This is a genomic window from Aeromonas sp. CU5 (assembly GCF_002586745.1).
In the GTDB taxonomy this organism is placed as follows: domain Bacteria; phylum Pseudomonadota; class Gammaproteobacteria; order Enterobacterales; family Aeromonadaceae; genus Aeromonas; species Aeromonas sobria.
On sequence record NZ_CP023817.1, the window covers coordinates 3,517,501 to 3,533,071 of the forward strand.

Sequence of the window (15,571 nt, forward strand, 5' to 3'; positions counted from 1 at the left end):
CGATTACGCTAGCTACAACACCAGCACCTACGGTACGGCCACCTTCACGGATAGCGAAACGCAGGCCGTCGTCCATCGCGATCGGCGCAATCAGGGTAACAACCATTTTGATGTTGTCGCCTGGCATTACCATCTCTACGCCTTCCGGCAGTTCGATGGTACCGGTCACGTCGGTAGTACGGAAGTAGAACTGCGGACGGTAGCCCTTGAAGAACGGGGTATGACGACCACCTTCTTCTTTGGACAGTACGTACACTTCAGATTCAAACTTGGTGTGCGGCTTGATTGAGCCCGGCTTGGCCAGTACCTGACCACGCTCTACGTCTTCACGCTTCACACCACGCAGCAGTGCACCAACGTTCTCGCCTGCACGACCTTCGTCCAGCAGCTTACGGAACATTTCTACACCGGTACAGGTAGTAGTCACGGTATCTTTGATACCAACGATTTCTACAGACTCACCTACTTTAACGATACCGCGCTCTACACGACCGGTAACTACAGTACCGCGGCCAGCGATAGAGAATACGTCTTCGATTGGCATCAGGAACGGCAGGTCAATTGCACGCTCCGGCTCAGGAATGTAGGTATCCAGGTGGCCAGCCAGCTCGATGATCTTCTCTTCCCACTGCGCTTCGCCTTCCAGCGCTTTCAGCGCGGAACCACGAACTACCGGCAGGTCATCACCCGGGAAGTCATATTCGGTCAGCAGTTCACGAACTTCCATCTCGACCAGTTCGAGCAGCTCTTCGTCATCTACCATGTCGCACTTGTTCATGAACACGATCATGTACGGGATACCAACCTGGCGACCCAGCAGGATGTGCTCACGAGTCTGCGGCATCGGGCCGTCAGTCGCTGCTACTACCAGAATTGCGCCGTCCATCTGGGCAGCACCGGTGATCATGTTCTTAACGTAGTCGGCGTGGCCCGGGCAATCTACGTGTGCGTAGTGGCGGATCGGGGTGTCGTATTCTACGTGGGAGGTGTTGATGGTGATACCACGCTCACGCTCTTCCGGTGCCTTGTCGATCTGGTCGAAGGCGAAAGCTTTACCACCGTAGTGCTTGGCCAGCACACTGGTGATAGCTGCAGTCAGGGTGGTTTTACCGTGGTCAACGTGGCCGATGGTACCCACGTTTACGTGCGGTTTGTTACGCTCAAATTTTTCTTTAGACACGACGTAGTCCTTCTAGGTTAAACCCGCCTACCGTCGTAAGCGGGGAATCATAAATTACTTGGATTTGCGCTCTTCGATTACTGCTTGAGCCACGTTAGTCGGGGCATCAGAGTACTTAGCGAATTCCATTGCGTAGGAAGCACGACCTTGGGTAGCGGAACGCAGTGCAGTTGCATAACCGAACATTTCGGCCAGCGGCACCAGAGCACGTACGATCTTGCCGGACGGGCCATCTTCCATACCTTCGATCAGGCCACGACGACGGTTCAGGTCACCGATAACGTCGCCCATGTAATCTTCCGGAGTCTCGACTTCAACCTGCATAACCGGCTCAAGCAGCACTGGCTTGGCTTTCATGTAGCCAGCTTTAAATGCCAGAGATGCAGCGATCTTGAACGCCAGCTCGGAAGAGTCGACATCGTGGTAAGAACCGTAGTGCAGACGAACACCGACATCCATAACCGGATAGCCAGCCAGCGGGCCAGATTTGAGCTGCTCACGCAGACCCTTATCAACACCCGGGATGTATTCGCCTGGGATCACGCCGCCTTTGATGTCGTTAACGAACTCGTAGGCTTTACCGGCTTCCAGCGGGTACATGTCGATCACAACGTGACCGTACTGACCGCGACCACCAGACTGCTTGGCGTGCTTACCTTCGATATCCTTGACGGTTTCACGAATGGTTTCACGGTAGGCAACCTGCGGCTTACCAACGTTAGCTTCAACCTTGAACTCGCGACGCATACGGTCAACGATGATGTCCAGGTGCAGCTCGCCCATACCGGCGATGATGGTTTGGCCAGATTCTTCGTCAGTCCATACACGGAAAGACGGATCTTCTTGCGCCAGACGGCCCAGTGCCAGACCCATCTTCTCTTGGTCAGCCTTGGTTTTCGGCTCAACTGCGATAGAAATTACCGGCTCCGGGAATTCCATACGCTCGAGGATGATCGGTGATTTTTCATCACACAGGGTATCACCGGTGGTCACATCTTTCAGACCGATAGCAGCAGCGATGTCGCCAGCGCGTACTTCTTTGATCTCTTCACGCTTGTTGGCGTGCATCTGAACGATACGGCCAAAACGCTCGCGCTTGTCCTTAACGGAGTTCAGCACGGTGTCACCGGAGTTAACAACACCGGAGTAGACGCGGAAGAAGGTCAGGTTACCAACGAACGGGTCGGTAGCGATCTTGAACGCCAGAGCAGAGAACGGCTCGTCATCAGAAGCATGACGCTCGTCTTTGGTCTCGCCGTCCATTTTCAGGCCGTCGATAGCTGCTACGTCGGTCGGTGCCGGCAGATAGTCAACTACGGCATCCAGCATAGCCTGAACGCCTTTGTTCTTGAACGCAGAGCCACAGGTAACCAGGATGATCTCGTTGTTCAGAACGCGCAAACGAAGAGCTTTCTTGATTTCTTCTTCGGTCAGTTCTTCACCGCCGAGGTACTTTTCCATCAAGTCTTCAGATGCTTCAGCAGCTGCTTCAACCAGGTTCATGCGCATTTCTTGCGCCTGCTCCAGCAGTTCAGCCGGGATCTCTTCGTAATCGAAGGATACGCCCTGATCAGCTTCGCTCCAGTTGATGGCTTTCATCTTGACCAGGTCAACAACGCCCTTGAAGTTCTCTTCTGCACCGATGTTCAGTTGCAGGGGAACCGGAACGCCTTTCAGACGGGTCTTGATGTGCTCAACGCAGCGCAAATAGTTAGCACCGGTACGGTCCATCTTGTTGACGAACGCGATACGGGGAACTTTGTACTTGTTAGCCTGACGCCATACGGTTTCAGACTGTGGCTGTACGCCACCTACGGCACAGTACACCATCACGGCACCGTCCAGAACACGCATTGAACGCTCTACTTCGATAGTAAAGTCAACGTGGCCCGGGGTGTCGATGATGTTGATACGGTGCGGTTGATACTGTTTACCCATACCGGACCAGAATGCGGTGGTCGCGGCGGAGGTGATGGTAATACCACGCTCCTGTTCCTGTTCCATCCAGTCCATGGTGGCTGCGCCATCGTGAACTTCACCGATCTTGTGACTTACACCGGTGTAAAACAGAACGCGTTCGGTAGTAGTAGTTTTACCGGCGTCAATGTGAGCGGAGATACCGATGTTACGATAACGCTCAATAGGAGTTGTACGAGCCATTGTCATCCTCTTACTAAGGCGCTTCGCCCTAGGTAATGAAAGGCACGCAGAGCCATGAGGCTCTGCGTAAGCGGATTACCAGCGGAAGTGAGCGAAGGCTTTGTTCGCTTCAGCCATACGGTGAACGTCTTCACGTTTCTTGACAGACGAACCCTTGTTATCAGAGGCATCCAGCAGCTCGCCAGCCAAACGCTGAGCCATTGATTTTTCACCACGTTTACGAGCGGCGTCAACCAACCAGCGCATTGCCAGGGCATTGCGACGGACCGGACGAACTTCTACCGGTACCTGATAGGTTGCACCACCGACACGACGAGATTTAACCTCGACGGACGGACGAATGTTATCCAGAGCTTCTTCGAAGACGGCCAGGTGATCTTTGCCGCTCTTGGTGGCAATGATGTCCAGGGCGCCATATACGATGGCTTCGGAAACAGATTTCTTACCGTCAACCATTACTACGTTGACGAATTTAGCCAGCAGCTCTGATCCGAACTTGGGATCTGGCAGGATTTTACGCTGACCAACAACACGACGTCTTGGCATTTCAAATTCTCCGTAACTTCAGGGATTACCCAAAACTAGAAAGTTATCTAACTAGAAACGAATTAACGTTTGGCCTTACTTAACGGAGAACCATTAAGCTTTAGGACGCTTCACGCCATACTTGGAGCGAGCCTGCTTACGGTCTTTAACACCGGCACAGTCCAACGCACCACGAACGGTGTGATAACGAACACCTGGCAAGTCTTTTACACGACCGCCACGGATCAGAACAACAGAGTGCTCTTGCAGGTTGTGACCTTCACCACCGATGTAGGAGGTGACTTCGAAGCCGTTGGTCAGACGTACACGGCACACTTTACGCAGTGCAGAGTTAGGCTTCTTCGGGGTGGTGGTATATACACGGGTGCATACGCCACGCTTCTGAGGGCACGCTTCCAGCGCCGGCACGTTGCTCTTAACAACGAGCTTGATGCGTGGCTTGCGAACCAACTGGTTAATAGTTGCCATCAAGAGGCTCCTGATAATGACTTCATAAACGTGTGGAAAATCCTCCCCGCAGATACGGGGACGCGAAATTTTATGCCCTGTTGTCTGGGGAGTCAAGATTTATACAATTTGCGTCACAAAAGGACAATCTGGATCCGATCACAACAAAGCTAACATACTGAATTTCAATAAAAATAATATGATCACCCTCCCCAGGTGCGAGGTGATCCATTTTTCGCGATCAGCGCCACCAGACCCGCCATATCCAGCGCAATGCCGACGCCATGGTGCAGACCACGGGCCTGCAAGTCATCTTGCATCACATAAAGCGGAATGCCCGCCAGTCGTTCACACCACTTGGGGGCCGCGGCAGCAATGACCGCATCCTGCATCAGCACCAGCTCATCTTCCGGCTGAAGATAGGAGAGTGCCTCTGCCAGCGCCTGACTTTGGAAGGGAGAATTCAATATCAGATGCAACATGGAGACCTCAAAAACTGATGTGAGTCGAACATTGCGCCCAGCGCCGAGCCAATTCATGGCGCGGCAAACTGTCGATGGGGATCAGCAGATCATCCACGGTCACACCACGCTCTGCCAACGAGTCAGCACAAACATAGACCTCTTCGATGTCGTAGAGTTCCAGCATTTTGAAGGTGGGAGCGTAGTGGCGCTGCAAAATAGTGGCCGGTTGCTGCTCTTTGAGCAGCTGCAGCACGCCATCCCCAATCAGGAACAGCGCCAGTGAATCAGTCATGGCCGAAGTGGCCAACAGGGCATCCAGCCCTTCCCGACCGGCGGCATGGCCATGGGGGCCACGACTGCAGATAAAGGCGATTTTCTTGCTCATGGCTATCCCCTAGAACTGAACCAACCGATCGGCGGTGAGCGCCGCCTCGGCCAACTGGCCCAGACCGCTCAGGCAAAATGGCGCTTGCAGATTGAAGTGCGCCTGCCCTGCCCCCTTGGCCTCTTGCTCATCGAGCACACCGCGCCGCATAGCGGCGGCGACACAGACGTCGATATGGATCCCCTGCTCTTCTGCCAGCTCTCGCCACAGACGCACCAGGTCGGTCTCATCGGACGCGGGCTGATGCAAACCGTTACCGTTATGGATGCCATCCTGATAGAAAAACAGGTGAGACAAGGTATGTCCTTGCGCCAACAGCGTGCGGGCAAAGCGATAGGCAGTACTGGCCGACTGGGTGCCATAGGCTGGCCCCGTTACCAGGATGGCAAAACTCAAACTCATAGCAGGGCTCCTGTACTGACCCGGTCAATTTTACGCCAAAAATAAAAAAGCCCCTGCCAGGAGGGGCTTGATTCGATGTGTTAATCAGAGATGGGCGATGGCCTCGACCTCGACCAGCACATCTTTAGGCAGGCGGGCTACCTCAACACAGGAGCGGGCAGGTGCCGCATCGCCAAAGTAACGGGCATAGACCTGATTGAAGGCAACGAAGTTGTTCATGTCGCTCAGGAAGCAGGTGGTTTTAACCACGTTGCTGGCATCGGCACCGGCAGCGTGCAACACGGCAACCAGATTCTTCATTACCCGTTCGGCTTGCTCTTCGATACCGCCAGCCACGATCTCCATGGTGGCAGGATCGAGCGGGATCTGCCCGGAGGTGAAGATCATCTCGCCAACCTTGGTAGCCTGAACATAGGGACCAATCGCAGCAGGCGCCTTGTCGGTTGCAATCACTTCTTTAGCCATTCATCTATCCCCTTCTGGAATAAGTTACTCGTTCTCGTCTTCACCCTGCTTGCGCTGTCGGATGTAAAGATAAACGGTATGTTTTGAAATATTGAGTTTATCCGCCACCAGATTGATCGAATCTTTGATGTCGAAAATTCCCTTCTCGAACAGCTGGGTCACGATGAAACGGTTCTTGGCATTGTTGGCCACCGTGGGATCGCGGTTGATCTCGTCGATGGTGTTATCCACCGTCTGGGCAACCAGCTCTTCTACGCTGTTGGCAAAGGTCTCTGGTGACTGGCGCGCCGCCTGTTGGGGCGTCGGAAAAAATTCGGCCACAAATTCATGGAAAGGTGCATTGATGTGCAGGTTGATGCAGATCAGACCGATTACCTGCCGCTCACTGTTTCTGATAGAAATAGTGCTCGATTTCATCAAGGCGCCAGTGCGGCTACGGGCAAAATAACTCTGGGTATAATCCTGGCCCGTGCTCTCGATATCCTTGAGCATCCGCAATGCCAGATCGGTAATGGGCGCCCCCAGGGTGCGTCCGGTATTAAATCCGTTGGCGATCTTGATCACCGACTCATGCAGATTTTCCAGGGAGTGGAGGACCACTTCACAATGCTTGCCGAACAATTCGGCCAAGCCATCGATGAGCCCATCGTATGAGCGCAACAATTCCCTGTCTTCATCTGTAAAAGTGCGGCTGATCAGCTGTTCTTCGGGAAACATCGTTTCCTCGATACCGACAGTCATGTTCTACCCCTGTAATAACCATTCAACTTGCCCGAGTTTTAAATTGCGGGGCAGTAAAGTCAACTTTTTTTGATTTTTTACTCTACAACTTTGCTCTGGATCATCTTGTAAACCGCGCAGTGCCTGCCTTTGCCGAGGAATTGGCCCACCGCAGAAGAGCTCTATTATGCAAACAGTCAATTGAATGAATTGCATCAAGGTATGTCGCACCATCAATCTCTCAGGATGACTCTCGGGGCAGGGAAGACGAAAAACGAGCAAAAAAAAATCCCCAAGCGATGCTTGGGGATTTTTGTATAAGAGACGCCCCAGGAGGCGCTCTTTAAATCGCGGATGACGATTTACTCTTCGTCGAAGCTACCGGCTGCGTTCAGCAGATCCGCCAGGTTCTGTTGAGCTTCATCGGCAGTCACCTGCGGGGTACCAACAGCACGCGCTGCGGCGGCACGCTGGTTGATCCGGCTATGGTGGTAGGCAAAGCCGGTACCAGCCGGGATCAAACGACCCACGATGACGTTCTCTTTCAGGCCACGCAGTTCATCACGCTTGCCACCAACGGCAGCTTCGGTCAGAACACGGGTGGTTTCCTGGAAGGAAGCCGCAGAGATGAAGGACTCAGTGCTCAGAGATGCCTTGGTAATACCCATCAGGATATGACGGAAGGTAGCGGGGGCCTTGCCCTCGGCAACCAGTTTACGGTTGGCAATCTTCACACGAGCAACTTCAACTTGCTCACCTTCGATCAGGTCGGTATCACCAGCGCTCAAGATTTCGCACTTACGCAGCATCTGACGAACGATGACTTCGATGTGCTTGTCGTTGATCTTAACGCCTTGCAGACGGTAAACGTCCTGCACTTCGTTGGCGATGTAGTTGGCGACCGGGCTGATACCGCGCAGACGCAGGATATCGTGAGCAGACTCAGGACCGTCCGCCAGCACTTCACCCTTCTCAACTTTTTCACCTTCGAACACGTTCAGGTTACGCCACTTCGGAATCATCTCCTCGTAGACGCTGCCACCATCAGTCGGGGTGATGACCAGACGGCGCTTGCCTTTGGTCTCTTTCCCGAAGGAGATGGTACCGGAGACCTCGGCCAGAATAGCCGGTTCCTTCGGAATACGTGCTTCGAACAGATCCGCAACGCGCGGCAGACCACCGGTGATGTCCTTGGTACCACTGGATTCTTGCGGGATACGCGCTACCGCGTCACCCACACCCACGTTGGCACCATCTTCCAAGTTGACGATCGCCTTGCCCGGCAAGAAGTACTGGGCAGCTACATCGGTACCCGGAATCATCACATCTTTGCCGTTCAGGTCGACCAGTTTAACGGTCGGACGCATCTCTTTACCGGCACTCGGACGCTCGTTGACATCCAGTACGACGATAGAAGAGAGACCGGTCAGCTCGTCGGTCTGACGAGTGATGGTCACGCCATCGATCATGTGTTCGAACTGCAGACGACCTGCTACTTCGGTGATGATCGGGTGGGTGTGCGGATCCCAGTTGGCAACAGTCTCGCCAGCGTTCACAGCCTGGTTGTCCTTCACTTCCAGCACGGAACCGTAAGGCAGCTTGTGGCTTTCCTTGGTACGGCCCATGTCATCCATGATGGTCAGTTCGGTAGAACGAGAGGTGATAACCAGCTTGTCATCGCTGTTGAGAACGAACTTGGCGTTCTGCAGCTTGATGCTACCGGTGTTCTTGACCTGAATGCTGTTCTCGGCAGCAGCTCGGGATGCGGCACCACCGATGTGGAAGGTACGCATCGTCAGCTGGGTACCCGGCTCACCGATGGACTGAGCGGCGATAACACCGACTGCCTCACCTTTGTTCACCAGGTGACCACGAGCCAGATCGCGGCCGTAGCAGCGAGCACAGTTACCGAAGTCAGTTTCACAAGTAATGGCAGAACGCACCTTCACACGGTCAACAGAGTTCTGTTCCAGCAGATCACACAGCTGCTCATCGAGCAGAGTATTGCGCGCTACCAGTACTTCATCTTCAGTACCCGGCTTGATCACGTCGTCGGCAAGCACACGGCCCAGCACGCGCTCACGCAGCGGCTCGACTACGTCGCCACCTTCGATCAGCGGAGTCATCCACAGACCTTCAACGGTGCCGCAATCGTCCTCGGTGATCACCATGTCCTGTGCCACGTCAACCAGACGACGGGTCAGATAACCGGAGTTCGCGGTCTTCAGTGCGGTATCCGCCAGACCCTTACGAGCACCGTGAGTGGAGATAAAGTACTGCAGTACGTTCAGACCTTCGCGGAAGTTCGCGACGATTGGCGTCTCGATGATGGAGCCATCCGGCTTGGCCATCAGGCCACGCATACCGGCCAGCTGACGGATCTGGGCGGCGGAACCACGCGCACCAGAGTCGGCCATCATAAAGATGCTGTTGAACGAGGCTTGCTCTTCTTCTTCACCCAGCGAGTTAACATCACGCTCTTTGGACAAGTTCTCCATCATGGCCTTGGAGACGCGCTCGTTGGCGCTGGCCCAGATATCGATAACCTTGTTGTAGCGTTCGCCAGCGGTCACCAGACCGGACAGGAACTGGTCCTGGATCTCGGCAACTTCAGCTTCGGCAGCGGCGATGATGTCTTTCTTGGCATCCGGGATGACCATGTCATCGATACCAACAGAAGCACCAGACAGCGCTGCATAATGGAAACCGGTATACATCAGCTGGTCAGCGAAGATGACGGTGTCCTTCAGCCCCTGCTTGCGATAGCAGGTGTTCAGCAGACGGGAGATGAGCTTTTTGCCCAGCGCCTTGTTGGATACAGATTTGATCCAGTTCTGCGGATTGGCATCCAGATCAGCCTGCTCAGCTGCAGTCAGCACCTTCGGCTCGTCGATCAGCGCGTATTCCATGCCTTTTGGCAGGATCAGGCTCAGGATCGCACGACCAACGGTGGTGTTCTTCATCTCGGTACGCTCAACCAGTGAATCATCTTCCTGACGGAGATATTCGGTGATACGCACTTTGACGCGAGCATGCAGATCGGCCAAACCGGCGCGATATACTTTCTCGGCTTCTTTCGGGCCGGCCAGCACCATACCTTCGCCCTTGGCGTTGATACGGGCACGGGTCATGTAGTACAGACCCAAGACCACGTCCTGAGAAGGAACGATGATCGGCTCACCAGAGGCAGGCGACAGGATGTTGTTGGTAGACATCATCAGCGCACGCGCTTCAAGCTGAGCTTCGATCGTCAGCGGTACGTGGACCGCCATCTGGTCACCGTCGAAGTCCGCGTTATAGGCGGCACAAACCAGCGGATGCAGCTGGATCGCTTTACCTTCGATCAGGGTCGGTTCGAATGCCTGGATACCCAGACGGTGCAGAGTCGGTGCACGGTTCAGCAGGACCGGGTGCTCGCGGATCACTTCGTCCAGGATATCCCAAACGACAGCTTCTTCGCGCTCAACCATCTTCTTGGCAGCCTTGATCGTGGTCGCCAGACCGCGAGTTTCCAGCTTGCCATAGATGAACGGCTTGAACAGTTCCAGCGCCATCTTCTTCGGCAGACCGCACTGATGCAGACGCAGAGTCGGACCTACGGTGATAACGGAACGACCAGAGTAGTCGACGCGCTTACCCAGCAGGTTTTGACGGAAACGACCTTGCTTACCCTTGATCATATCGGCCAAGGATTTCAGCGGACGCTTATTGGAACCGGTGATGGCACGACCACGACGGCCGTTATCCAGCAGCGCATCGACGGACTCTTGCAGCATACGCTTTTCGTTGCGCACGATGATGTCCGGAGCAGCCAGGTCCAGCAGACGCTTCAAGCGGTTGTTACGGTTGATCACACGGCGGTACAGATCGTTCAGATCGGAAGTCGCGAAACGGCCGCCGTCCAGCGGTACCAGCGGACGCAGGTCCGGCGGCAGCACAGGCAGCACTGTCATGATCATCCACTCCGGCTTGTTGCCAGACTGCAGGAATGCTTCCATCAACTTCAGACGCTTGGTGGTCTTCTTGCGCTTGGTCTCGGAGTTGGTCTGATCCAGCTCCTCACGCATAGTCTTGACTTCACCTTCCAGATCGATGGCGCGCAGCAATGCCAGGATTGCTTCGGCACCCATCTTGGCGTCAAATTCGTCGCCCCACTCTTCCAGCGCATCCAGGTACTGCTCTTCAGAGAGCATCTGGCTGCGTTCGAGGTTGGTCATGCCCGGCTCGATTACTACGAAAGATTCGAAGTAGAGCACGCGTTCGATGTCGCGCAGGGTCATGTCCAGCAGCAGGCCGATACGAGACGGCAGCGACTTCAGGAACCAGATGTGGGCAGTCGGGCTGGCCAGCTCGATATGGCCCATACGCTCGCGACGGACCTTGGTCTGAGTCACTTCAACGCCGCACTTCTCACAGATCACACCACGGTGTTTCAGGCGCTTGTACTTGCCGCACAGACACTCGTAGTCCTTCACCGGTCCGAAGATACGGGCACAGAACAGACCATCACGTTCCGGCTTAAAAGTCCGGTAGTTGATGGTCTCAGGCTTTTTGACCTCACCGAATGACCAGGAGCGGATCATGTCAGGAGAGGCCAGACCGATCTTGATACTGTCAAACTCTTCGGTCTTGGTCTGAGCCTTCAAAAACTTGAGTAAGTCTTTCACGTGTTTCCCCTGTCAGGAGTCTAACCTCGGCGCCCCTACTGCCAAAGCAGCGGGGCGCCCACGTCAATTCTCGAACAATAAGAGCGAGCTCTTACTCTTCGTCCAGCTCGATGTTGATACCCAGAGAGCGGATTTCCTTCAACAATACGTTGAAAGATTCGGGCATGCCCGGCTCCATACGGTGGTCGCCATCCACGATGTTCTTATACATCTTGGTACGGCCATTCACATCGTCAGACTTGACGGTCAGCATTTCCTGCAGGGTATATGCCGCACCGTAAGCCTCCAGGGCCCACACTTCCATCTCACCGAAACGCTGACCACCGAACTGTGCCTTACCACCCAGCGGCTGCTGGGTAACCAGGCTGTAAGAACCGGTAGAACGCGCGTGCATCTTGTCGTCAACCAAGTGGTTCAACTTCAGCATGTACATGTAACCAACGGTTACTTTACGCTCGAAGCGGTTACCAGTACGGCCATCGAACAGGTCAATCTGACCGGATTCCGGCAGATCAGCCAGCTTCAGCAGTGCTTTGATTTCGCGCTCTTTGGCACCATCAAACACCGGTGTAGCAACTGGCAGACCATTACGCAGGTTACCCATCAACACACGTACGTCGTGATCAGACAGTTCAGCGATATCGACTTGCTTGGTGTCCTTCTCGCCCAGGTCATAGACCTGCTGCAGGAAGTTGCGCATCTCGTGCAGCTCGCGCTGCTCTTTGATCATGCGGTCAATCTTCTCGCCGATACCCTTGGCCGCAAGGCCCAGGTGCACTTCGAGGATCTGACCGATGTTCATACGGGATGGTACACCCAGCGGGTTCAGTACGATGTCTACCGGACGGCCAAACTCGTCATGGGGCATATCCTCGACCGGGCAGATCTTGGAGATAACACCCTTGTTACCGTGACGGCCTGCCATCTTGTCACCCGGCTGGATGCGACGCTTGACTGCCAGATAAACTTTGACGATTTTCAGTACGCCCGGCGCCAGATCATCACCCTGGATAATCTTGCGACGCTTGTTCTCGAACTTCTTGTCGAAATCAGCTTTCAGCTCGATGTGCTGTTCAGCGATCTGTTCCAGTTCGGTCTGCTTGCCTTCATCTTCGATGGCCAGTTCAAACCACTTGGAGCGATCAAGCTTGTTCAGACGATCTTCGCTGTAACCGGCGGCCAGCAGCAGGTTGCGGGAGCGGCCGAAAATGCCGTCTTCCAGGATCTTGAACTCTTCGGTCAAGTCCTTCTTCGCTTCCTTCAGCTGCATCTCTTCGATTTCTTTGGCGCGCTTGTCTTTTTCCACGCCATCGCGGGTAAAGACTTGCACGTCAACTACGGTACCGTACACACCGTTCGGCACACGCAGGGAGGAGTCCTTCACATCGGAGGCCTTCTCACCGAAGATGGCGCGCAGCAGCTTCTCTTCCGGCGTCAGCTGGGTTTCACCTTTCGGTGTAACCTTACCAACCAGAATGTCGCCACCCTTCACTTCGGCACCCACGTAGACGATACCGGACTCGTCCAGCTTGGACAGTGCGGCTTCACCCACGTTCGGGATGTCGGCAGTGATCTCTTCCGGACCCAGCTTGGTGTCACGGGAGATACAGGCCAGCTCCTGGATATGGATGGTGGTCAGGCGATCTTCCTGAACAACACGCTCATTCACCAGGATCGAGTCTTCGAAGTTGTAACCGTTCCACGGCATGAACGCGACGCGCATGTTCTGGCCCAGCGCCAGTTCACCTAGGTCGGTGGACGGACCGTCAGCCAGCACGTCACCAGCCATCACCGGCTCACCCAACATCACGCAAGGACGCTGGTTGATACAGGTGTTCTGGTTAGAACGGGTATATTTGGTCAGGCTGTAGATGTCGATACCGGCTTCGCCAGGCATCAGCTCATCTTCATTGACCTTCAGGACGATACGGGAGGCATCGACGTAGTCGATTACGCCGCCACGCTTGGCTACTACGGTTACCCCGGAGTCAACGGCCACAGCGCGTTCCATACCAGTACCTACCAGCGGCTTGTCAGCGCGCAGAGTCGGTACAGCCTGACGTTGCATGTTTGAACCCATCAATGCGCGGTTGGCGTCATCGTGTTCCAGGAACGGGATCAGAGCAGCTGCCACAGATACGATCTGCTGCGGGCTCACGTCCATATACTGGATCTGGTCGGCATTCATAAAGGTGGATTCACCTTTGTGACGGCACGGGATCAATTCATCTTTCAGACGGCCATCTTCGGTGGTCGCGGCGTTAGCCTGGGCGATCACGTACTTGCCTTCTTCAATAGCAGACAGGTAGTCCACTTCGTCGGTGATCACACCGTCAATGACCTTACGGTACGGCGTCTCGAGGAAACCATACTCGTTGGTACGAGAGTACACGGACAGAGAGTTGATCAGACCGATGTTCGGACCTTCAGGAGTCTCGATAGGGCACAGACGACCGTAGTGGGTCGGGTGTACGTCTCGGACTTCAAAGCCGGCACGCTCACGAGTCAAACCGCCCGGGCCCAGCGCAGAAATACGGCGCTTGTGGGTCACTTCGGAGAGCGGGTTGTTCTGGTCCATAAACTGGGACAGCTGGCTGGAACCAAAGAACTCTTTGACTGCGGCGGAGATCGGCTTGGCGTTGATCAGATCCTGCGGCATCAGGGTGTCCAGGTCGCCCAAGGAGAGACGCTCCTTGACCGCACGCTCGACACGCACCAAACCGACACGGAACTGGTTTTCAGCCATTTCACCGACAGAACGGATACGACGGTTACCCAAGTGGTCGATATCGTCCACTTCATCGTTACCGTTACGGATGTCGATCAGACGCTTCATGACTTCGACGATGTCGTCTTTGGTCAGAACGCCAACGCCAGTCTCGACTTCACGACCCAGACGGCGGTTGAACTTCATCCGACCTACGGTAGACAGGTCGTAACGCTCAGGAGAGAAGAACAGGTTTTCGAACAGCTGTTCTGCTGCTTCACGCGTCGGCGGCTCACCTGGACGCATCATGCGATAGATTTCGACCAGCGCTTCCAAACGGTTGGAGCTGGAGTCGACACGCAGGGTCTCGGAGATATAAGCACCGTGATCCAGTTCGTTGGTGAACAGAACCTCGAAGTGCTTGAAGCCGGCTTGGGAAAGGTTAGCAATTGCTTCCAGGCTCAACGCCTGGTTAGCGGTCGCGACCACATCACCAGTTTGCGGATGTGCGTAGTCCTTGGCTGCAACTTTGCCAACAACATACTCAACCGGTACCTCAATCTGGGTAACGGCATCTTTTTCCAACTGACGAATGTGGCGCGCAGTGACACGACGACCGGTCTCAACCACCACGGCGCCATTGGCCACGATGTCAAAGGTCGCTGTTTCGCCACGCAAACGCTCAGGCACCAAATCCATCATCAACTTGCCATCTTTTACTTCAAAACCGATGGTCTCGAAGAAGGTGGCCAGGATCTGTTCGGAAGTGAAATCCAGGGCGCGCAACATAATGGATGCTGGCAATTTACGACGACGGTCGATACGGACAAACAGGTTGTCTTTTGCATCGAACTCGAAGTCCAGCCAGGAACCACGGTAGGGAATAACGCGGGCGTTATACAGTACCTTACCGGATGAATGAGTTTTGCCTTTATCGTGGTCGAAGAAGACGCCCGGGCTGCGGTGCAGCTGGGAGACGATTACCCGTTCGGTACCATTGATAACAAAGGTGCCGTTCTCGGTCATGAGCGGAATTTCGCCCATGTACACTTCTTGTTCCTTGATGTCTTTGACGGTGCCGGCAGCTGCTTCTCGGTCGTATAGAACCATACGAAGCTTGACACGCAGCGGCGCGGAGTAGGTCACTCCACGGATCTGGCATTCTTTTACGTCAAATACCGGCTCACCCAGGCGATAGCTGACGTATTGAAGCTCAGCACTACCGGAGTAACTGGTGATCGGGAAAACGCTTCGGAAAGCGGCCTCTAGGCCATATTCACCTTCCGGGTCGGCCTCGATGAACTGCTTGAAGGAGTCCAGCTGGATGGACAACAGATAAGGCGTGTCCAGTACCTGGTCTCGCTTACCGAAGTCCTTACGAATGCGTTTTTTTTCGGTATAAGAGTAAACCATAGGGTTCCTCAGCTC

At 54.6% G+C, this 15,571-nt stretch carries 11 protein-coding genes (1 of these 11 cut by a window edge); all 11 read right to left on the minus strand.

Annotated features, from left to right (window positions below):
• On the minus strand, nucleotides 1-1,180 hold the 5' portion of the coding sequence (tuf, locus tag CK911_RS15750; RefSeq protein ID WP_098971121.1) for an elongation factor Tu. The gene continues 5 nt to the left of window position 1, outside the view; 1,180 of the gene's 1,185 nt are visible here — the first part of the coding sequence; the start codon lies at nucleotides 1,178-1,180; its stop codon lies off the left edge, out of view.
• A 54-nt stretch (nucleotides 1,181-1,234) separates the two neighbouring features.
• Nucleotides 1,235-3,340: an elongation factor G gene (gene fusA / locus CK911_RS15755; protein WP_042019299.1), complete on the minus strand. Its 2,106-nt coding sequence runs from the start codon at nucleotides 3,338-3,340 to the stop codon at nucleotides 1,235-1,237.
• Between the two features lie 75 nt (nucleotides 3,341-3,415).
• Nucleotides 3,416-3,886 (minus strand): 30S ribosomal protein S7, encoded by a 471-nt coding sequence (rpsG, locus tag CK911_RS15760; protein ID WP_042019301.1) that lies wholly within the window; start codon nucleotides 3,884-3,886, stop codon nucleotides 3,416-3,418.
• Between the two features lie 93 nt (nucleotides 3,887-3,979).
• Nucleotides 3,980-4,354: a 30S ribosomal protein S12 gene (rpsL, locus tag CK911_RS15765; protein WP_005306278.1), complete on the minus strand. Its 375-nt coding sequence runs from the start codon at nucleotides 4,352-4,354 to the stop codon at nucleotides 3,980-3,982.
• 182 nt (nucleotides 4,355-4,536) lie between these two features.
• A complete protein-coding gene (gene tusB, locus CK911_RS15770; protein WP_042019303.1) occupies nucleotides 4,537-4,815 on the minus strand; it encodes a sulfurtransferase complex subunit TusB in 279 nt (92 codons plus the stop codon).
• A gap of 7 nt (nucleotides 4,816-4,822) precedes the next feature.
• A complete protein-coding gene (gene tusC / locus CK911_RS15775; RefSeq protein WP_098971124.1) occupies nucleotides 4,823-5,182 on the minus strand; it encodes a sulfurtransferase complex subunit TusC in 360 nt (119 codons plus the stop codon).
• A gap of 9 nt (nucleotides 5,183-5,191) precedes the next feature.
• Nucleotides 5,192-5,584 (minus strand): sulfurtransferase complex subunit TusD, encoded by a 393-nt coding sequence (tusD, locus tag CK911_RS15780; RefSeq protein WP_098971126.1) that lies wholly within the window; start codon nucleotides 5,582-5,584, stop codon nucleotides 5,192-5,194.
• An 84-nt stretch (nucleotides 5,585-5,668) separates the two neighbouring features.
• Nucleotides 5,669-6,049: a RidA family protein gene (locus CK911_RS15785; RefSeq protein WP_042019309.1), complete on the minus strand. Its 381-nt coding sequence runs from the start codon at nucleotides 6,047-6,049 to the stop codon at nucleotides 5,669-5,671.
• Between the two features lie 24 nt (nucleotides 6,050-6,073).
• On the minus strand, nucleotides 6,074-6,790 hold the full coding sequence (locus tag CK911_RS15790) for a transcriptional regulator (RefSeq protein WP_042019310.1): 717 nt from the start codon (nucleotides 6,788-6,790) through the stop codon (nucleotides 6,074-6,076).
• 341 nt (nucleotides 6,791-7,131) lie between these two features.
• A complete protein-coding gene (gene rpoC, locus CK911_RS15795; RefSeq protein WP_042019312.1) occupies nucleotides 7,132-11,436 on the minus strand; it encodes a DNA-directed RNA polymerase subunit beta' in 4,305 nt (1,434 codons plus the stop codon).
• 91 nt (nucleotides 11,437-11,527) lie between these two features.
• On the minus strand, nucleotides 11,528-15,556 hold the full coding sequence (gene rpoB / locus CK911_RS15800) for a DNA-directed RNA polymerase subunit beta (protein ID WP_082186738.1): 4,029 nt from the start codon (nucleotides 15,554-15,556) through the stop codon (nucleotides 11,528-11,530).
• Between the last annotated feature and the right edge of the window lie 15 nt (nucleotides 15,557-15,571).